The 20,306-nt window shown below is 58.6% G+C and carries 12 protein-coding genes and 1 tRNA gene; 5 read left to right on the forward strand and 8 right to left on the reverse strand.

Annotated features, from left to right (window positions below):
• Positions 1 to 2: 2 nt before the first annotated feature.
• The 4 genes from citF to citC are packed head-to-tail and all read right to left on the reverse strand — an operon-like array spanning position 3 to position 3,787.
• On the reverse strand, positions 3 to 1,508 hold the full coding sequence (citF, locus tag CLM71_RS15385; protein ID WP_105231796.1) for a citrate lyase subunit alpha: 1,506 nt from the start codon (positions 1,506 to 1,508) through the stop codon (positions 3 to 5).
• Positions 1,505 to 2,425, reverse strand: a complete 921-nt coding sequence (gene citE / locus CLM71_RS15390; protein ID WP_105231797.1) for a citrate (pro-3S)-lyase subunit beta — start codon at positions 2,423 to 2,425, stop codon at positions 1,505 to 1,507. The genes citF and citE overlap by 4 nt, the downstream gene beginning before the upstream one ends.
• Positions 2,409 to 2,717 carry a citrate lyase acyl carrier protein gene (citD, locus tag CLM71_RS15395; RefSeq protein ID WP_105233434.1) on the reverse strand — a complete coding sequence of 103 codons (309 nt, stop codon included), beginning with the start codon at positions 2,715 to 2,717 and terminating at the stop codon, positions 2,409 to 2,411. Before citD ends, citE begins: the two co-directional genes overlap by 17 nt.
• Positions 2,717 to 3,787: a [citrate (pro-3S)-lyase] ligase gene (citC, locus tag CLM71_RS15400; RefSeq protein ID WP_105231798.1), complete on the reverse strand. Its 1,071-nt coding sequence runs from the start codon at positions 3,785 to 3,787 to the stop codon at positions 2,717 to 2,719. Before citC ends, citD begins: the two co-directional genes overlap by 1 nt.
• Before the next feature lie 305 nt (positions 3,788 to 4,092).
• Between citC and dpiA the strand changes: the two genes are divergently transcribed.
• From dpiA to CLM71_RS15415, 3 genes are all read left to right on the forward strand, one after another.
• Positions 4,093 to 4,779 (forward strand): two-component response regulator DpiA, encoded by a 687-nt coding sequence (dpiA, locus tag CLM71_RS15405; RefSeq protein WP_105231799.1) that lies wholly within the window; start codon positions 4,093 to 4,095, stop codon positions 4,777 to 4,779.
• 162 nt (positions 4,780 to 4,941) lie between these two features.
• Positions 4,942 to 5,017: transfer RNA gene (locus CLM71_RS15410), tRNA-Asn, on the forward strand.
• Positions 5,018 to 5,178: 161 nt separating this feature from the next.
• Complete coding sequence (locus tag CLM71_RS15415) at positions 5,179 to 6,441, forward strand: integrase arm-type DNA-binding domain-containing protein (RefSeq protein WP_000059623.1); 1,263 nt, start codon at positions 5,179 to 5,181, stop codon at positions 6,439 to 6,441.
• A 193-nt stretch (positions 6,442 to 6,634) separates the two neighbouring features.
• Here CLM71_RS15415 and ybtS read toward each other — a convergent pair whose 3' ends face one another.
• Genes ybtS through ybtP form a run of 4 tightly spaced genes read right to left on the reverse strand, consistent with a single transcriptional unit; the run spans position 6,635 to position 12,741 of the window.
• The gene (gene ybtS, locus CLM71_RS15420) at positions 6,635 to 7,939 is read right to left on the reverse strand and encodes a yersiniabactin biosynthesis salicylate synthase Irp9/YbtS (RefSeq protein ID WP_000703040.1); all 1,305 of its coding nucleotides are present in this window, start codon (positions 7,937 to 7,939) and stop codon (positions 6,635 to 6,637) included.
• 27 nt (positions 7,940 to 7,966) lie between these two features.
• The gene (gene ybtX / locus CLM71_RS15425) at positions 7,967 to 9,247 is read right to left on the reverse strand and encodes a yersiniabactin-associated zinc MFS transporter YbtX (protein ID WP_001286280.1); all 1,281 of its coding nucleotides are present in this window, start codon (positions 9,245 to 9,247) and stop codon (positions 7,967 to 7,969) included.
• Positions 9,240 to 11,042, reverse strand: a complete 1,803-nt coding sequence (gene ybtQ / locus CLM71_RS15430; RefSeq protein WP_001446633.1) for a yersiniabactin ABC transporter ATP-binding/permease protein YbtQ — start codon at positions 11,040 to 11,042, stop codon at positions 9,240 to 9,242. Before ybtQ ends, ybtX begins: the two co-directional genes overlap by 8 nt.
• Positions 11,029 to 12,741, reverse strand: a complete 1,713-nt coding sequence (gene ybtP / locus CLM71_RS15435; protein WP_001327262.1) for a yersiniabactin ABC transporter ATP-binding/permease protein YbtP — start codon at positions 12,739 to 12,741, stop codon at positions 11,029 to 11,031. The genes ybtQ and ybtP overlap by 14 nt, the downstream gene beginning before the upstream one ends.
• Positions 12,742 to 12,997: 256 nt before the next feature.
• Between ybtP and ybtA the strand changes: the two genes are divergently transcribed.
• Both ybtA and irp2 read left to right on the forward strand, forming a co-directional pair.
• Positions 12,998 to 13,957, forward strand: a complete 960-nt coding sequence (gene ybtA / locus CLM71_RS15440; RefSeq protein ID WP_080884762.1) for a yersiniabactin transcriptional regulator YbtA — start codon at positions 12,998 to 13,000, stop codon at positions 13,955 to 13,957.
• 190 nt (positions 13,958 to 14,147) lie between these two features.
• A complete protein-coding gene (gene irp2, locus CLM71_RS15445; protein WP_105231800.1) occupies positions 14,148 to 20,255 on the forward strand; it encodes a yersiniabactin non-ribosomal peptide synthetase HMWP2 in 6,108 nt (2,035 codons plus the stop codon).
• Positions 20,256 to 20,306 lie beyond the last annotated feature (51 nt).

Consider the following 20,306-nt stretch of genomic DNA (forward strand, 5'->3'; position numbering starts at 1 on the left):
AGCTACTCCGCCACCTGACGCACCACGTCAATCACCGAACCGTCGCGGTAGCGCACTACCGCCACCACCTTGTCGCTGAAGGCGATCGGCTGCGGTTCGCCGGTCAGCGTCAGAGCGCGCTGGCGCAGCCAGCCGATATCAACCACCGCTAGCCCGGCGTCGCGCAGCCGCTGCGCCAGTTCCGGGCGCGCCGGGTTGACGGCAATGCCGTGATCGGTAACCAGAATGTCGATGCTGGATCCCGGCGTGACGCAGGTGGTCACCTCATCCACCAGCGTCGGGATGCGCCCGCGCACCAGCGGCGCAACGATAATCGCCAACCGCGCGGCGGCGGCGGTGTCGCAGTGGCCGCCGGAAGCGCCGCGCAGCACGCCGTCGGAACCGGTCAGCACGTTGACGTTGAACCCGGCGTCAATTTCCAGCGCGCTCAGCACCACCACGTCGAGCCGATCCACCGCCGCCCCTTTCGAGGTCAGGTTGGCGTACTGATTGGCGCTGATTTCGATATGCTGCGGGTTACGCGCCAGCGAGCCGGCCGCGGCGCGGTCAAAGCTCTGCACGTCCAGCAGTTTGCCGATCAGCCCCTTCTCGTGCAGATCCACCATGGTGGAGGTGATGCCGCCGAGCGCAAAACCGGCGCGCACGCCGCGGGCGCGCATCTTGTCTTCCAAAAAGCGCGTCACCGCCAGCGACGCGCCGCCGGTGCCGGTCTGCAGCGAGAAACCTTCACTGAAATAGCCGGAAGCGGCGATCACCTCGGCGGCGCGGCGGGCGATCAGCAGTTCGCGCGGGTTGGAGGTCATGCGGGTGGCGTCGGCGCCGATCTTGTCGGCATCCCCGACCCGCTCCAGCTGTACGATCAGATCGACCCGATCCTGCGCCAGACTGGCGGGATGATGCGGGTACGGCACCAGCGCCTCGGTCAGCAGCACCACGGTATCGGCGTGCTGCGCATCCACTTTGGCGTAGCCGAGCGAACCGCAGCAGGCGTCGCCGCTGTAGCCGTTGGCGTTGCCGAACTCATCGCAGGCCGGCACGCCGAGAAAGGCGACGTCGATATGCAGCTCGCCGGACTCAATCAGGTTGACCCGCCCGCCGTGGGAATGAATCTGCACCGGCTGTGCCAGCAGGCCGCGAGAAATCTCTTCCGCCAGCGGGCCGCGCAGGCCGGAGGTGTAAACACGGCTGACCACGCCGTGGCGGATATGCTCCACCAGCGGCGCATGGCACTCGCTGAGCGAACTGGAAGCCAGCGTCAGGTTGCGAAAGCCCATCGCCGCCAGCGTGTCCATCACCTGGTTCAGCGTCAGATCGCCGCCGCGAAACGCGTGGTGGAACGAAATGGTCATGCCGTCCTGCAGGCCGCTGCGGCGCACCGCCTCCTGCAGCGAGTCGCAGCGCTTTCTGTCGCGCGGTTTGGCCGCCTGCTGATTGGCTTTTGAACTCTCCTGATAGACGGCCAGGCCGGCCAGTTGCTGCAGATCGATCGGTCCTTGTTGACGTTTCATTGCGCCTCCCCGCTGTGCGTTGCTTCTTCACGAATGCCGGACAACGCCGCGCGTTGCAGCACCAGACGCGCCCGCTCAATCACCGGGCTGTCGACCATCTTGCCGTTCAGCGACACCACGCCGCGCCCTTCACGCTCCGCCGCTTCGGCGGCATTCACCACCCGCTCGGCGTGCGCCACCTCTTTGGCGCTCGGCGCGTACAGGTTGTGCAGCAGCTCAATCTGCCGCGGATTGATCAGCGACTTGCCGTCAAAGCCCAGCTGCTTGATCAGCGCCGCCTCCTGCAGGAAACCGGCCTCGTTGTTGGCATCGGAATAGACGGTATCGAACGCCTGAATACCGGCCGCTCTCGCCGCCTGCAGAATCGAGCAGCGGGCGAACAGCAGCTCAATCCCCTCCGGCGAACGTTCGGTGCGCAGGTTGCGTACGTAATCTTCCGCGCCGAGCGCGATGCCGATCAGGCGTGGCGATGCCTGAGCGATGGCGACGGCGTGGGTGATGCCCGCCGCCGACTCAATCGCCGCCAGTAGCCCGGTGCTGCCCTGCGGACGACCGCACGCGCGCTCGATGGCGCTAATTTCACGCTCCATATCCAGCACGTCCTGCGCGCCGTCGGTTTTCGGCAGCCGCACCACGTCGGCGCCGCCGCGCACCACCGCCTGCAGATCCGCCAGGCCGTAGGCGGAGTCCAGCGCGTTGACCCGCACGATGGTTTCCACCTCCTGATACAGCGGGTGCTGCAGCGCGTGGTACACCAGACGGCGCGCCGCGTCTTTTTCCCGCAGGATCACCGAATCTTCCAGATCGAACATCAGCGCGTCGGCCTGATAGATAAAGGCGTTGCTGACCATTGCCGCGTTGGCCCCCGGCACAAACAGCATGCTGCGGCGCGGACGGGATTTATTCAGCGTTTTCATCGCTCACCTCCCAGGGCAGTTGGCCGTCGTCGCTGGCGCGCATCAGCGCGGTTTCCAGCCGGGCGTGCAGCACGCAGTCCAGCGCGCCTTTGTCGTCGACCATCACCTGTACCGGCTCGACGCCGTACTGGTTCAGCACCTGCAGCAGCGTGTTGCGGATCGCCGCGCCGAACTGTTTTTCCACGCTGCTGGCAATCAGCAGGTCATGCTGCGGGCCGTCGCAGGGCGCGATGCGCACCATCACATCGCTGGATTCCAGCGTGCCGGCCATTGCTTCTCGGATTATCTTCATCATTCACCTGATTGTGCGGACTCAAATTCCGGCGACGCCGCGTTAGACTGGCGTCGTGCCTGCAGATCCTGCAGGTAGTAAAGGGTGTCTTCCGGCACCAGCGGCGCGGCGGCGTGGAAATCGCCGGCGGCCAGCAGTTTGCGAACCCAGGAGGCGGAGATGGCGGTGCCCTGATACTGCAGCCGTTCAATCTCCACCAGCTGGATCGGCGGGCTGGACAGCGCCGGCGTTTCCAGCCAGTGGCGCATATCGCGGTTATATTTCGCCGTGACGGCGCAGAAAGGCTCATTGCCGACAAACCGGTGGGTAATGCCCAGCGCCGGTGCCAGATACTGGCGGAAGATTTTTAAATCGATTTCGGTGTAGCAGTCGTCGGCCACCCCCTGCTCCTTGATGAAGTAACAGGGGAAGGTGGCGCGCGAGATCACATACTGCGAACCTTCGTGTACCGTCAGGTTGGCGATGTCGCGGCTGCCCTGCATCACCAGCCGGCGCCGGTCTTCATAGGGAAAACGCGAGGTGTCTTCACGCACCAGAAACAGGTGCAGCCAGTCGCACTGTGCGGCGGCGCGGCGGATCAGATACTGGTGACCGCGGGTGAACGGGTTGGCATTCATCACGATACTGCCGATCACCTCGCCCGGCCGGCGCTGCGTTGCCAGCCGCGCCGCATAGCGCTGCAGGCGGCACGGACTGTTCTCCATCAGCACCACAATGCCCGGCACATCGGCGATCGGGTAAAAGCCGCACTGGCGGAACAGGCCTTCGTTTTGCGTTTTGGTATAGATAAACAGCTGACTGTGATGGCGTTCGTACGCCAGGTTGACCAGCTCGGTCGCCAGCGACAGCGCCAGCCCTTCGCCGCGTAGCTGCGGGCTGATGGCAACACATTTAATAATATTGCCGGCGATGCCGCCGCAGGCCATCAATTTATCGTTCTGCGTAACGGTAATAAACACTTCCACCGTCGTATCAATATTCAGGTCATTGGCGCGCAGAAATGCGCGAATATCGGCAATGGCCTGATGTTCCGTTCTGTAGACTCGATTAAATATGGCGCCCGCCAACATAACTCGCTCGCTAATATAACAATTCAAATACAAATACCGGGTAAAGTTAACAACAGGTGAAATAACACCTTAAAAACCACCGCCTTACGCCGGAGATAACAATAAAGAGGTAAGCTAAAAATTATGGTAAAGGGAATTATTGCGGCAATAATTGACCTAATTCACAAAGCGTTGGCGATTAATAAGTTATTTAATGGTTTTTATTTACTTAATTATTTTTATCGTTTTTATTGATCTGGCACGGCGCTCCAATGCCAGAAGATCCATTACCTTCAGCTTAAGCGTTATTTCATTAGGGGGAGCATATGGAATGGCTGAATATCTTAATCGTTGAGGACGAAACGCCGCTGGCGGAGATGCACGCCGAGTTTATCAGGCAGCACGGCAACTGCCGGCAGATGTGGCTGGCGGGCAATCTGGCGCAGGCGCGCGCAATGTGCGAACGCTTTAAACCCGATCTGATCCTGCTGGATAACTTTCTGCCCGACGGCCGCGGCATTGAGCTGCTGCGCGAGCTGACGCTGCAGGGCTACGGCGGCGGTATTGTATTTATCACCGCCGCCAGCGATATGGATACGGTAGCCGAAGCGCTGCGCTACGGCGTGTTCGACTATCTGATTAAACCGCTGGCCTACGACCGGCTGGCGCAGACCCTGCAGCGCTTCAGCCAGCGGCGGCAGGCGCTGAAGGGCAAAACCCGCGTCAGCCAGCAGCGCATTGACGAGATGTTCAATACCTATGCCCGCAGCGAGCGGCAGGCGACGCTGCCGGCGGGCATCGACGCGCTGACGCTGACCAAGGTGCGCGAGCTGTTCGCCGACCCGGCCATCCGCCACACCGCCGAAAGCGTGGCGCAGCAGCTGGGGCTGAGCCGCACCACCGCCCGCCGCTACCTGGAGTTTTGCAGTGCGCACCAGCAGCTGACGGCGGAGATGGTATACGGCAAGGTCGGCCGCCCACAGCGGATTTATCGCGGCGTCGCCGCATCCTGACGGCTGTGCCCCGATACAGGGCCGGCATTTTGGCGGTGAAATGCGCTAAATCTGCAAAAAACTCAAGCGATTGCGCATTCTGTAAGCAAACGGTCACAGAATGCGTATTCCCCCTTTGACATGCCCGCAGCGGCTCGCTATGATTCGCCCCGTTCACACGATTCCTCTGTAGTTCAGTCGGTAGAACGGCGGACTGTTAATCCGTATGTCACTGGTTCGAGTCCAGTCAGAGGAGCCAATTTTCTGTTTTCATGCATCCTTGCGAATCTTTATCTGATGTTGATTCAACAGGTTAGTGTGAAAACTCTTCTCGGTGCATTTTGATTTTACCCTACGCATCGGGAAAAATTGGTGGTCAAATCTGGGGTCAGGTTAGTTCGATAATGGAGTGACCCCCATATGTCCCTTACCGACGCAAAAATCCGCACCCTCAAGCCTTCTGATAAACCCTTTAAAGTCTCCGATTCTCACGGTCTGTATCTGCTGGTTAAGCCGGGTGGCTCCCGCCACTGGTATCTCAAATACCGTATTAGCGGTAAAGAATCCCGCATTGCGCTGGGTGCCTATCCAGCCATCTCCCTGTCTGATGCGCGACAGCAACGTGAAGGTATCCGTAAAATGCTGGCGCTGAATATCAACCCGGTACAGCAGCGGGCTGCTGAACGTGGCTCACGAACACCGGAGAAAGTTTTTAAAAACGTGGCGCTGGCGTGGCATAAAAGTAACAGGAAATGGTCGCAGAACACCGCCGACCGTCTGCTTGCCAGCCTGAACAATCACATCTTTCCGGTCATCGGGAACCTACCTGTATCAGAACTTAAACCCCGTCATTTCATTGACCTGCTGAAAGGGATCGAGGAAAAAGGTCTGCTGGAGGTTGCGTCCCGCACACGGCAGCACCTGAGTAACATAATGCGCCATGCGGTCCATCAGGAGTTAATCGATACGAACCCTGCAGCAAACCTTGGCGGCGTGACCACACCTCCTGTCAGACGGCACTATCCTGCCCTGCCGCTGGAGCGGCTGCCTGAACTGCTTGAACGTATTGGGGCATATCATCAGGGCCGTGAACTGACCCGGCATGCCGTTCTGCTGATGCTGCATGTGTTCATTCGCTCCAGTGAACTGCGTTTCGCCCGCTGGTCAGAGATTGATTTCACAAACCGAGTCTGGACGATACCCGCGACGCGAGAACCCATTATTGGCGTGCGTTATTCCGGCCGCGGGGCAAAAATGCGAATGCCGCATATCGTCCCCCTCTCAGAACAGTCCATCGCCATTCTGAAACAGATTAAGGATATCACCGGTAATAATGAACTGATCTTCCCCGGCGACCATAACCCGTATAAGCCAATGTCTGAAAACACGGTCAATAAGGCACTGCGGGTGATGGGTTACGACACGAAAAAGGATATCTGCGGTCACGGCTTCCGGGCAATGGCATGCAGTGCGCTGATGGAATCGGGTTTATGGGCAAAGGACGCAGTAGAACGCCAGATGAGTCATCAGGAGCGCAATACCGTGCGCATGGCTTATATTCATAAGGCAGAGCACCTAGAAGCCCGCAAAGCGATGATGCAGTGGTGGTCGGATTATCTGGAAGCATGCCGAGAATCTTATGCACCGCCTTATACAATTGGTAAAAATAAGTTTATCCCATAATATACTAACGAATCCCACACTCTGGCAAATTACCACCACCTCCACAGGAGGTGGTTCTATATAGACTTTTATCAACTTCATGACGAAAAACACCTATTTTATCCCAAAAGAAGACAATAGAGTCACAGAGGAATCAAAGAGCGACTCAATTGTCTTTGGACAGTCTGGTTGTGAGGTTAGAAAACAGTTACTCCTACACCATTAAATAGGGCGCAATGCTCGCTAATTTCTCCCGGGTTTCTGTCAGTTCGCGTTCCGGCGTAGATTGCGCGATGATTCCCGCCCCCGCCTGTATCCAGCAGCGCTGGCTATCCTGAAATACGGAACGCAGAACTAGCGCTGCATCAAAGCGCGTATCGTCCAGCAGCAGGATTGCGCCGGAATAAAGCTCTCGCGGCGTCTTCTCAATTTGCATAATCGCGTTCAGAGCAGCATTTTTAGGGATACCTGAGGCGGTAATCGACGGAAACAGCACGGTAAACGCATCCCAGGCATCCTTGTTTTCCGCAAGCTGACCGCTCACGCCAGACCCCAGATGCTGAACGCTGCCGCGCTGGCGAACCGACATTAAATCTTCAACCACCACGCTGCCCGGCTGGCAAACGGCCTCCAGTTCAGCAATAGCTTCTTTGACAGAAAGGATATGCTCAAGCACCTCTTTACTGTCGTGCAGCAGTTCTGCCTCTTTCGCCTTATTATGCTCCGGGTTTCCCATGCGATCGCGGGTGCCCGCAAGCGGTTCAGTGACCACTTTATTGCCCGTCACTGACATCACCAGTTCCGGGCTAAAGCCCAGCGCTTCGCGTCCTTCCTGACGGAACATAAACGAGCGCACAGGTGTGTTTGCCTGCCGCCCGTATAACAGCGTGGCGGGCATATCAATCCGCGATGGCAGGGGAATGGCGCGCGAGACAATCACTTTGACATACTCGCCACGGCGGATCTCCGCAACGGCGCGCGCAACCTGTTGTTTATATGCCTCACCATTGAGGGCGGTATCCACCGCCAGTGGTGCGTTCTGCGTCGTTGTACCGGCCTCTTTTACCCACTCGCACAAACGTCGGCACCCGTCGGCGGAGTCCGCATAAACGGTGACATTTCCCTTTTCAAAAATAAGTTCTTCACGGGGAACGGTTAACGTCAGCAGCGGCCACTCCCCGGCGTTAAAGGCAATCCCCCGCGCATGCGCCGCAAAGTTGAACCCAACCTGTCCATATACCCGACGTCCTTTCACCTGAGGATGCGCCATAAAACGACGCGCGCAGTCGGCAATGGAATCCACCGCCCATTTTTGCTCCCCGGCATCATCAATAAATGTCGCCTGCGTTCCGTCGGCATTAATGTGCAGCCGTGCCTGGCACCCTTTGCCTAAATACCAACAGGGTTGACGCTCATAGACATAACACTCTTCTTCTGCGAACTGGCGTAAAACGCCAGAAATCGTCGGTAGCCATTGTTCCTCTGGTAACGCCAGATGTAGAAATTCACTGATTTTCATCCCTTACCTCTCTGTGTTATTCCCGGATCAATCAATTGCGCTTGTCATCAGTTCTCTTGCCGAATGCAGCCGGATATAAGCAACCCACGCCGCCAGCAACGTGAATGCCCCGGCAAACAGGAAGCAGGCCGCATAGCCAAAATGTTGAGCAACAACGCCACCGATAACGCCTGCCAGAATGGCGATTGCCGCGTCAGTACATTGAAAGAGGGTGAAGTCGACACCGGCCTGCAAAGGCGATGAAAGCGACATCAGCGTGGCGTAAAGACAGACCAGCGCGCAGGCCAGCGAAATGGACTGGACAATGACCAGACACTGGAGAATCGGCAGCAGCAGATGACCCGGCGCCATCATGAGCGTCATCACCACCGCCAGCAGCGCGATCCCCTGGACGCCATAAGCCGTCAACAGCGCTCTGCCGGGTGAGGTGTATTTCATCAGCAATCCGCCGGCCAGCGTTCCTGCTATGCCCGCTGCAATATTGCCGCCGCTGAACAGCGCGCCCAATGCGGACATGCTCAACCCATGATCCAACAACAGCGGTGCCAGAAGAGGCAGCACAAACCGCATGCCTGAATTCAGCATCAATACCAGCAGTAAGCCCAGGCGCGCCTGCTTCCTCCTTAGCGCATAACCTAACGCCGGAACATGCGGGATAGTCGCTGTTCGCGTCGGCTCCGTAATGCGCCACAGCGGGAGTGACAGCGCCATAATCAGCACCGCCATCATCAGCATGGCGACAGGCCAGCCGGATGCCGCCGACAGCATCAGGAACACCCCGCCGCCGCACATCATTCCCAGATAGCTGCCGCCGACCTGCACGCTGTTTCCCCAGCCGTAACCCGTGCGGGTCAGTTGATCGACGCAAAAGCCGTCGCTGGCGATATCAATGGTGGAGGCGACCGTGCCTGCCACCATAAACAGAACAAATAACGCGACGATTTGCGTATCGGGGAATCCCCCTTCTCGCCCAAACCAGCCAATCGCTGCGGCAATAGTCAGGATCGCCGCTAGCGCGACCTGACCACGCAGGATTAACATGCGGGAACGGCGTTCCTGGCTACCGGGCGGAAGCCGCCAGCGCTCGATCCATGGCGCCCAAATAAACTTCAGCGCCCAGGGCAGCATAAACAGGGTTGTCGCACCGGCAAGCGCCAGCGAACCGCCAGCAGCGCGCACCAGCGCGGGTAAGGACTGCATAGACAGCGCCGATACCAGACTCTGCGTCACATAGACGCCGGCAATAGCAAAAATCACCCGCCCGGTCGTCAACGTCAGCGGTTTCACATTCGACTGAACATCACTCATGCACCCACTCTCCAGACGCGGAAACCCCGTCGTCGCGCCACACGCGCGCGGCCATTTGCGCCTGCCACAGCGCCTGATAACGTCCATGATGTGAGAGCAATTGCGCATGAGTACCCTGCTCAACCACCTGTCCCTCTTCCATCACCAGAATGTTTCCGGCCCCGGCGATGGTGGATAAACGGTGAGCGATGATAATCACCGTCCGGTTGTGAACCAGGTTATCGATCGCTTTTTGCACCGCCAGCTCGCTTTCAATATCCAGCGCGGCAGTCGGTTCATCGAGAATGACGACCGGCGCGTTTTTCAATAACGCTCTGGCAATGGAAATCCGCTGGCGCTCGCCGCCCGATAGCTGGCCGCCCATCTCTCCCATTGGCGTCAGCCAGCCTTGCGGAAGACGGGAAATAAACTCAAGGCACTGCGCCGCGCGGGCGGCCTCTTCTACCTCCTGCCGCGTCGCCTGTGGGCGCGCGATACGGATATTCGCCAGCAGCGTGTCATCAAACAGCCAGACATCCTGGAAAACAACAGAAATCAGGCTATTGAGCTGTTCCGGCGTCAGGCGGCGAATATCGACGCCGCCAATAGAAATCTGCCCTTGCTGCGGATCGGCATAGCGCATTAACAGTTTGGTGACCGTAGTTTTGCCTGCGCCGGAGGCACCCACCAGCGCGCTCATACTGGCTGCCGGGAACGTCAAAGAAACATGATTAAGCGCGTGGCCGTCGCCTTCTTCGTAGCGATAGCTGACGTTGTCAAAGCGGATATCGTAACGTTCCGGCATCTCGCTTTGCTCTGCGACGGGAAGCGGTGCTATCGCCATAAACCGCTCAATCCGTTGCAGGGCGCTGGCGATCAGTTCCACAACCGAGGTGTAGCTGATAAACATCGCCATCGGTTCTGCGAAGCGCATAATCATCGCGACGGCGGCAATCAAAAAGGCGAGGTTCAGAGTGCCCGTCACTACCCAGACGATCCCGGATAACACCACCACCTGTAGGCCCAACTCCACGACGCTGGCGATCAGCATCGTCGCGCCAGCGCCCTGACGGTGAGTGCGGGTCTGTAAGTTTTCCAGCGCATTGAAATGCGCCAGCAGCGCCCGGCTTTTATCGGCATCGCTGCCGCAGGTGCGCAATACCATCATCCCCTGAGCAAATTCAACGATATCGCCGCTCAGACGCTGGTGCGCTTCCCCCAGCGTCTGCATTTGTCGCCGCATCGCCGGGCGGCGCCAGTAATAAAACGGCACCAGCAGAGGGAAGATCAGCAACATCACCAGCCCCAGCCGCCAGTCTATCCACAATGTCGCCAGCGACGCCGTCAGCGGCGTGACAATGGTGAGCAGCAAAATATTGGCTATCGCAATAACATAATTGAGGTTTTCATCCACGTTGCCCAGCAGCAAGGCGTTCATTTCACCCGCCCTGCCGCGCTGGAGCTTCTCCAGCGGCACGCGGCGTAACTGCTCGCCAAGTCGCAGGCGCAACTCATGGGTGGCCTGCGCCAGATGACCACGGTATTCAAAGCCCAGGCCATACCAGCGTAGCACCAGCGTCACAATTGCGGCGACGCTGAAGGCCATAGCCCAGTTAAGAAGTTGCGGCGCGTCTCCCCGTAACAGCGCATCAATGATCGGATAAAGACAGGCAAAGGCGATCCCCTGCATGAATGCCGCCAGCAACAGCGCCAGCATACTGCGTCGCAGCATCCTGGCCTGACTGCCAACGCTGGAGATAAGCTGGCGCCAGATGACGCGCCAGGCTAGGTTATCCGCAGGATTATTGTCTTTCATTTTCCACCACCTCTTCCTGTGTTCCACCCGGCACCCAATGCTGCGCCTGCTGATAGTGTTGCCAGAGCCGTTGATACAGGCCGCCCTGCGCCAACAGTTGCGTATGGTTCCCCATTTCCCTGAGCTGTCCGTCGGAAAACAGCAATATCACATCGGCCTGAGTCACCATTGAGAGACGATGCGCGACCATGATGACCGTCCGGCCACGCATGGCCGCCGCGAGCGCCTTGATAAGCGCCGCTTCGTTTTCCGGGTCAGCAAACGCCGTCGCCTCATCGAGCACCAGGATGGGGCGATCCTGCAAAAGCGCCCGGGCGATAGTAATGCGCTGCCGCTGGCCGCCGGAGAGAAATACCCCACGTTCCCCGACTCGTGTGTTGTAACCTTCTGGCAGAGCGCTAATAAAATCATGGGCCTGCGCCACTCTGGCCGCCGCTATTACCGCCTCCAGCGGCGTATCCGGCGCGCCCAGACGAATGTTATTGGCTATCGTGTCGGCAAAAAGGAAGTTGTCCTGAAACACAAACGAGAGTTGCTTCATCAGGGTGTCCGTCTGCATATCACGCAGATCCACGCCGCCAATACGGATATGGCCTTTGTCCGGGTCGGCGTAACGCAGCAGCAAGCGCGCCACGGTGCTTTTTCCGGCGCCGCTTGGCCCGACCAGCGCCACAATTTGCCCGGCAGGCACATGAAAGCTCACCTCCTGCAACGCGGCGCCAGTACGCGCTTGCGGATAATGAAAGCTCACCTGCTCAAAGGTAATGCTCGCCTCTTGCGGCTGCTGGTCAGACTGCGGCAGCGATAACTCCGGCATCGCGAGAACCTGATAAATACGCTGAATGCTTAAACGCGTTTGCGCGACCAGGTTATTGAGCATCATCATTGGCATTACGGCTTCGGCCATTCCGCTGCCCAGCAGTAAAACGGCCACCCACGCGATAAAATCGAAACTGCCATAGTGCAACAGGCCGTATCCCGACCAGATCAGGACAAACAGGGTCGGGAGAGGATTCAGAATCGAGAAGGAAAAACGCGCTGAAAAACCGGCTTTGCGATACCAGGTTTTGAGCACATCGACCCACTCTTCAAGGGCGCGTTGATAGCGCAGAAAACTGGTGCTGCCGCTATCAAACGTTCTCACCACGGGCATGGCCTGCACGAACTCAATAACCGCCGCGCTAACCTGCTCGCGCGCCTTATGATAACGCTGAGCCATATCTTCCGAACGCTGGCGGGCGAGCACGAGAACAACCGATCCAAACGCCAGTACCCCCAGCGTCGCGATTGCCAGCCGCCAGTCCAGCCAGAACAAGATAACGATTGTCGCCAGCGGCATGATGATCGCGCGGGCATAGAGCGGCGTGCTGTCGGCCACAAAAATATGTAACGACTTCACGTCATCCAGCATCACTTTCGCCACTGACCCGCTGCCCATTTGCTGTAACACGCCAGGCGGAAGCTGCAATGCTTTACGGGCTAACCTGCTGCGCAGAATGTTCTCCAGATGAAAAGCCGCGTAATGAGAGGTGTTGAACGCCTGTAAGCGCAGAACAAAAGTTAAGACCACGCAGCCGATCACGCCGCCCAGCGGCCAGGCCGGAATAGCGTCAGGCGTCGCGCGAATGTCACGCAGGCTCCACGCCAGAAAAAGGAGCGCCCCCAGGCTGGTTAATGCCGCCAGCCCCGCCAGCGCCATAGCTAAAATAACCTTCCTGCGAACCGGTGTAATCACCTGCCAGAGAGGAAATCGGGACAGCGATTCAGTATTGGATGATTGAGATGACATGGGAGTAACTGAATTTCCTGATGAATTTTTACGGACGCCAAAAACGACAATTCAGGGTGGCGTTCTGAGAATTAATGTGAATAATAACCATTATCAATAACTCATCTACCCCATTCGGTTCTATTTATACCCGCATTGGTCTAAGCCACAGGGAGATAACCAGGTCATGACGGAGTCACCGCAAACGCAATCTGAAATCTCTATTCACCAGTTGGTGGTCGGGAAACCTGCAAACGATGGCAATATTCCTGCTCAGTGTGAACTGCTGCGCTGTTCGTTGCAGGAAGGTATGGATATTTTGCTCTGGAGGGGCCATTTTGCGCAGCCTGAGACGTTGCAGCTACACGACGATCTGGGCAGGATTAACTTCTCGTGCATCCTGGAAGGCACATCGCGCTTTGCGATTCAGGGACTCCGGCGCCACACCGACTGGGAGCTTGCGCGCAATCGCCATTACATTACCCATACGCCAGACTGTCGCGGCAGCGCCTCCTATTGTGGCCGATTCGAGAGCATTACCCTCTCCTTCAGCCCTGAAACCCTCGCGCTGTGGGTGCCGGATATTAGCGCGGTCATTAAGAATAAGATCGACTCCCACTGCTGTTGCCAGCAGCAGCGTTGTAATGCTGAAACCCACTTAACGGCTCAGGCCTTGCGTCACGCGCTGATGCGCATGCACGGCGGCTTCAGTCATGAACAAAAGCCGTCGACGCTATGGTTGCAGGGGCAAAGTCTGGTCATGCTCAGTCTGGTGCTGGATGAACATCGCGAAGACGCCAGTTGCCTCTCCTGCCACTTCAACCCGATGGAACGCCAGAAACTGCTGCGGGCGAAGGATCTGCTGCTGGCTGATCTGACGCAAGCGCCGGGCGTCGCGGAGCTGGCCAGAGAGTCCGGTCTGAGCGTTCTCAAAATTAAGCGAGGCTTCCGCGTTCTGTTCAACAACAGCGTCTATGGCCTGTTTCAGGCTGAACGAATGCAGGAAGCCAGAAGACGCCTGGCCAACGGCAATACCTCCGTCATGACGGTGGCGGCCGATCTGGGCTATGCCAACGCCAGCCATTTCTCTGCCGCCTTCCAGAAACAGTTTGGCGTAACCCCTTCGACCTTTAAACGCGTGATGTAACCGGGGTCGCGCCCCCCTAAACTCCTCCCTGACAGAGGCCCGGATACCCCATCCGGGCCTCTGTTCTTTCCGCCTGTTACCAACCCGAAACGGGCATAAATAAACCCGTTTCGGGTAGCATCCAATTGTTAATAATTATTATTCTCATATGAGCAATGCTTTTCGGTAAGACGTGCCATCAGGAGGAAGAATGATTTCTGGCGCACCATCTCAGGATTCGCTGTTACCGGACAACCGCCACGCGGCTGATTACCAACAATTACGCGAGCGGCTCATACAGGAACTGAATTTAACGCCGCAGCAGTTACATGAAGAGAGCAACCTGATCCAGGCCGGCCTGGATTCCATAAGATTGATGAGATGGTTACACTGGTTTCGTAAAAATGGCTACCGCCTTACCCTTCGCGAGCTGTATGCCGCCCCCACGCTGGCGGCATGGAACCAGTTAATGCTCAGCCGGTCGCCTGAGAACGCGGAAGAAGAAACGCCGCCCGACGAATCATCCTGGCCGAACATGACCGAAAGTACCCCCTTCCCATTGACGCCAGTACAGCACGCCTACCTGACGGGCCGCATGCCGGGGCAGACGCTTGGCGGCGTGGGTTGCCACCTGTATCAGGAGTTTGAAGGCCATTGTCTGACGGCGTCGCAGTTGGAGCAGGCCATCACGACCTTGCTGCAACGCCACCCAATGCTGCATATCGCCTTTCGCCCCGACGGGCAGCAGGTCTGGCTACCGCAACCTTACTGGAACGGCGTCACCGTTCATGATTTACGCCATAACGACGCTGAAAGCCGCCAGGCCTATCTGGACGCACTGCGCCAGCGCCTGAGCCACCGTCTTTTACGCGTGGAAATCGGCGAAACGTTTGATTTTCAGCTGACGCTCTTGCCGGACAATCGCCACCGCCTCCATGTCAATATTGACCTGCTGATTATGGATGCCTCCAGCTTTACGCTTTTCTTCGATGAGCTTAACGCCCTGCTGGCCGGAGAATCGCTGCCGGCTATCGACACCCGCTATGATTTCCGCTCGTATTTGCTGCACCAGCAGAAGATCAATCAAACACTGAGAGACGACGCGCGCGCTTACTGGCTGGCGAAAGCATCGACGCTTCCCCCCGCGCCCGTCTTGCCGCTGGCCTGCGAACCCGCCACGCTACGTGAAGTCCGTAATACCCGACGCCGCATGATTGTCCCGGCAACACGCTGGCACGCCTTTAGCAACCGGGCCGGCGAGTATGGCGTGACGCCGACAATGGCGCTGGCGACCTGTTTTTCTGCCGTGCTGGCTCGCTGGGGCGGCCTGACGCGTCTGCTGCTTAACATCACCTTATTCGACCGCCAGCCGCTGCACCCGGCGGTTGGCGCGATGCTTGCCGACTTCACCAATATTCTTCTGCTGGATACCGCCTGCGATGGCGATACCGTCAGCAACCTGGCGCGTAAAAACCAGCTCACGTTTACGGAGGACTGGGAGCATCGCCACTGGTCCGGCGTCGAATTACTCCGTGAACTCAAACGCCAGCAGCGCTACCCCCACGGCGCCCCGGTGGTATTTACCAGCAATCTGGGGCGTTCCCTCTACAGCAGCCGCGCAGAATCGCCGTTGGGCGAGCCGGAATGGGGCATCTCGCAAACGCCGCAGGTCTGGATAGATCATCTGGCGTTCGAGCATCACGGCGAGGTCTGGCTACAATGGGACAGCAACGACGCGCTGTTCCCTCCGGCGTTAGTCGAAACATTGTTCGACGCCTACTGCCAGTTGATTAACCAACTCTGCGATGACGAAAGCGCCTGGCAAAAGCCGTTCGCAGATATGATGCCCGCCAGCCAGCGCGCGATACGCGAACGGGTCAACGCCACCGGCGCCCCCATTCCCGAAGGCTTGCTGCATGAAGGCATTTTCCATATCGCTCTGCAACAGCCGCAGGCGCTGGCGGTAACGGACATGCGTTATCAGTGGAATTATCATGAGCTGACAGACTATGCCCGCCGTTGCGCGGGCAGGTTAATCGAGTGCGGGGTTCAGCCCGGCGATAATGTGGCTATCACGATGTCGAAAGGCGCAGGACAACTTGTTGCGGTTCTGGCCGTCCTGCTGGCCGGGGCGGTTTACGTTCCGGTTTCGCTGGATCAGCCTGCCGCACGGCGCGAGAAAATCTACGCTGACGCCAGCGTCCGGCTGGTGCTCATTTGTCAGCACGACGCCAGCGCCGGGTCAGACGATATTCCCGTCCTTGCCTGGCAGCAGGCCATTGAGGCGGAGCCGATCGCCAACCCGGTAGTACGCGCCCCCACGCAACCGGCCTACATTATCTACACCTCCGGCTCTACCGGTACGCCGAAAGGGGTAGTCATTTCTCACCGGGGAGCGCTTAACACCTGTTGCGATATCAATACCCGCTATCAGGTTGGCCCGCATGACAGGGTGCTGGCCCTCTCCGCCCTACATTTTGATTTATCGGTTTACGACATTTTTGGCGTACTGCGCGCGGGCGGCGCGCTGGTGATGGTGATGGAAAATCAACGGCGCGATCCTCACGCATGGTGTGAGCTGATCCAGCGCCATCAGGTCACGCTCTGGAACAGCGTCCCGGCGCTGTTCGATATGCTGCTGACCTGGTGTGAAGGTTTCGCCGACGCCACGCCGGAAAACCTGCGCGCAGTGATGCTTTCCGGCGACTGGATCGGGCTTGACCTCCCCGCCCGTTATCGGACCTTCCGGCCACAAGGACAATTTATCGCGATGGGCGGCGCCACCGAGGCGTCTATCTGGTCTAACACCTGCGAAATTCACGACGTCCCCGCCCACTGGCGCTCCATCCCTTACGGTTTTCCGCTAACCAACCAACGCTACCGGGTGGTGGATGAACAGGGCCGGGACTGCCCTGACTGGGTGCCGGGTGAATTATGGATTGGCGGCATTGGGGTCGCGGAAGGCTATTTCAACGATCCCCTGCGTAGCGAGCAGCAATTTTTGACGCTCCCGGACGAGCGCTGGTATCGCACCGGCGATCTCGGCTGCTACTGGCCAGATGGCACAATCGAGTTCCTCGGTCGTCGCGACAAGCAGGTCAAAGTCGGAGGATATCGCATCGAGCTGGGCGAAATCGAAAGCGCGCTAAGCCAGCTGGCGGGGGTGAAACAAGCAACCGTTCTGGCGATCGGCGAAAAAGAAAAAACGCTGGCGGCATACGTTGTTCCTCAGGGCGAGGCTTTTTGCGTTACCGATCATCGGAACCCGGCACTGCCGCAGGCGTGGCACACGCTTGCGGGAACGTTGCCCTGTTGCGCCATCTCGCCAGAGATCTCCGCAGAACAGGTAGCCGATTTCCTTCAGCATCGCCTGCTAAAACTGAAGCCGGGTCACACCGCTGGCGCCGATCCTCTCCCCCTGATGAACTCACTCGCTATCCAGCCGCGCTGGCAGGCCGTGGTGGAACTCTGGTTAGCATTTCTGGTGACACAACGGCGACTGAAGCCCGCTGCTGAAGGTTATCAGGTCTGCGCTGGTGAAGAACACGAGGATGAGCACCCGCACTTCAGCGGACATGATTTAACGTTATCGCAAATTCTTCGCGGTGCCCGTAACGAACTGTCGTTACTGAACGACGCGCAGTGGTCGCCGGAAAGCCTGGCCTTTAACCATCCGGCCAGCGCCCCGTATATTCAGGAACTGGCGACAATTTGCCAACAGCTTGCACAGCGCTTACAGCGCCCGGTACGCCTGCTTGAGGTGGGAACCCGCACTGGCCGCGCCGCAGAATCGCTGTTAGCACAGCTCAACGCCGGACAGATTGAGTATGTCGGGCTTGAGCAGAGCCAGGAGATGCTGCTGAGCGCCCGGCAGAGGCTCGCCCCCTGGCCTGGCGCCCGTCTGTCCCTCTGGAATGCAGACACGCTGGCGGCGCACGCTCACTCGGCGGACATTCTCTGGCTTAATAACGCCCTGCATCGTCTGCTGCCGGAAGATCCCGGGCTCCTTGCGACATTACAACAGCTTGCCGTTCCCGGCGCGCTGCTCTACGTGATGGAGTTTCGCCAGTTAACGCCGTCCGCCCTGCTCAGCACGCTCCTGTTAACCAATGGGCAGCCGGAGGCCTTGCTGCATAACAGCGCCGACTGGGCGGCATTATTTAGCGCGGCCGCCTTCAACTGTCAGCATGGCGATGAGGTCGCGGGGTTACAACGCTTCCTCGTACAATGTCCTGACAGGCAGGTGCGCCGCGATCCCCGTCAACTTCAGGCCGCCCTCGCCGGACGTCTGCCGGGGTGGATGGTGCCGCAACGGATCGTCTTCCTCGACGCCTTACCGCTGACGGCTAACGGGAAAATTGACTACCAGGCGCTGAAGCGTCGTCATACCCCTGAAGCGGAAAACCCGGCCGAAGCGGATTTACCCCAGGGCGACATTGAAAAACAGGTTGCCGCCCTCTGGCAGCAACTCTTATCAACTGGCAATGTCACCAGAGAAACCGACTTCTTCCAGCAAGGCGGCGATAGCCTGCTGGCGACCCGTCTGACCGGGCAACTTCATCAGGCAGGTTATGAAGCGCAATTAAGCGACCTGTTTAATCATCCCCGGCTGGCGGATTTTGCCGCCACGCTGCGGAAAACCGACGTCCCGGTCGAACAACCATTCGTCCACTCCCCTGAAGATCGCTACCAGCCCTTTGCGCTTACCGACGTGCAGCAGGCTTACCTTGTGGGGCGTCAGCCGGGCTTTGCCCTGGGCGGCGTCGGCTCACATTTCTTTGTTGAATTTGAAATTGCCGATCTGGACCTCACCCGGCTGGAGACGGTCTGGAACCGATTAATCGCCCGCCACGATATGCTGCGCGCCATCGTGCGTGATGGACAGCAACAGGTGCTCGAACAGACGCCCCCCTGGGTGATACCCACACACACCCTCCATACGCCTGAAGAGGCGTTGCGGGTGCGCGAAAAACTGGCGCATCAGGTACTCAACCCCGAAGTGTGGCCGGTATTCGATCTCCAGGTCGGATACGTGGACGGGATGCCTGCCCGCCTGTGGCTGTGTCTGGATAACCTGTTGCTTGACGGTCTGAGCATGCAGATCCTGCTGGCGGAGCTGGAGCACGGCTACCGCTACCCGCAACAGCTGCTTCCGCCGCTGCCCGTCACCTTCAGGGATTATCTGCAACAACCCTCGCTACAGTCGCCCAATCCAGATTCTCTGGCATGGTGGCAGGCGCAGCTTGATGATATTCCTCCGGCGCCTGCGTTGCCGCTGCGCTGCTTGCCTCAGGAGGTTGAAACACCGCGCTTCGCCCGCCTGAACGGCGCGCTGGACAGCACGCGCTGGCATCGGCTGAAAAAACGGGCGGCTGACGCCCATCTCACCCCGTCGGCCGTACTGTTGTCGGTGTGGTCAACGGTTCTCTCTGCATGGAGTGCACAGCCTGAGTTCACGCTTAACCTTACGCTTTTCGACAGGCGACCGCTGCACCCGCAAATCAACCAGATTCTGGGCGATTTCACCTCGCTGATGCTGCTGAGCTGGCATCCCGGCGAAAGCTGGCTGCACAGCGCGCAGTCACTACAGCAGCGGCTGAGCCAGAACCTCAACCACCGCGATGTGTCAGCCATCCGCGTGATGCGTCAACTGGCGCAACGGCAAAACGTGCCTGCCGTTCCGATGCCCGTCGTCTTTACCAGCGCGCTGGGCTTTGAGCAGGATAACTTCCTCGCCCGGCGTAATCTGCTCAAACCGGTCTGGGGCATCTCCCAGACGCCGCAGGTCTGGCTCGATCACCAGATTTATGAATCCGAAGGCGAACTGCGCTTTAACTGGGATTTTGTCGCCGCGCTGTTTCCTGCCGGGCAGGTGGAGCGCCAGTTTGAACAGTATTGCGCATTGCTAAACCGAATGGCCGAGGATGAAAGCGGCTGGCAACTGCCGCTCGCCGCGCTGGTGCCTCCCGTTAAACACGCAGGGCAATGCGCAGAGCGCTCACCGCGCGTATGCCCTGAGCACTCTCAGCCACACATTGCGGCGGACGAGAGCACCGTCAGCCTGATTTGCGACGCCTTCCGCGAGGTGGTTGGCGAGTCTGTCACGCCCGCAGAAAACTTCTTTGAGGCGGGCGCAACGTCGCTGAATCTGGTGCAACTGCACGTTTTGTTACAACGTCACGAATTTTCCACCCTGACGTTGCTTGACCTCTTCACCCACCCTTCTCCTGCTGCCCTGGCCGATTATCTGGCCGGCGTCGCCACGGTGGAGAAAACAAAACGACCTCGCCCTGTTCGCCGTCGTCAGCGGCGGATATAGCGCGAAGCAAACTGATTTTCCCCGGAACGCCATCGCGAACGCATGGCGTTC

It is taken from the genome of Serratia sp. MYb239, assembly GCF_002966855.1.
Taxonomy (GTDB): Bacteria; Pseudomonadota; Gammaproteobacteria; order Enterobacterales; family Enterobacteriaceae; genus Serratia_B; species Serratia_B rhizosphaerae.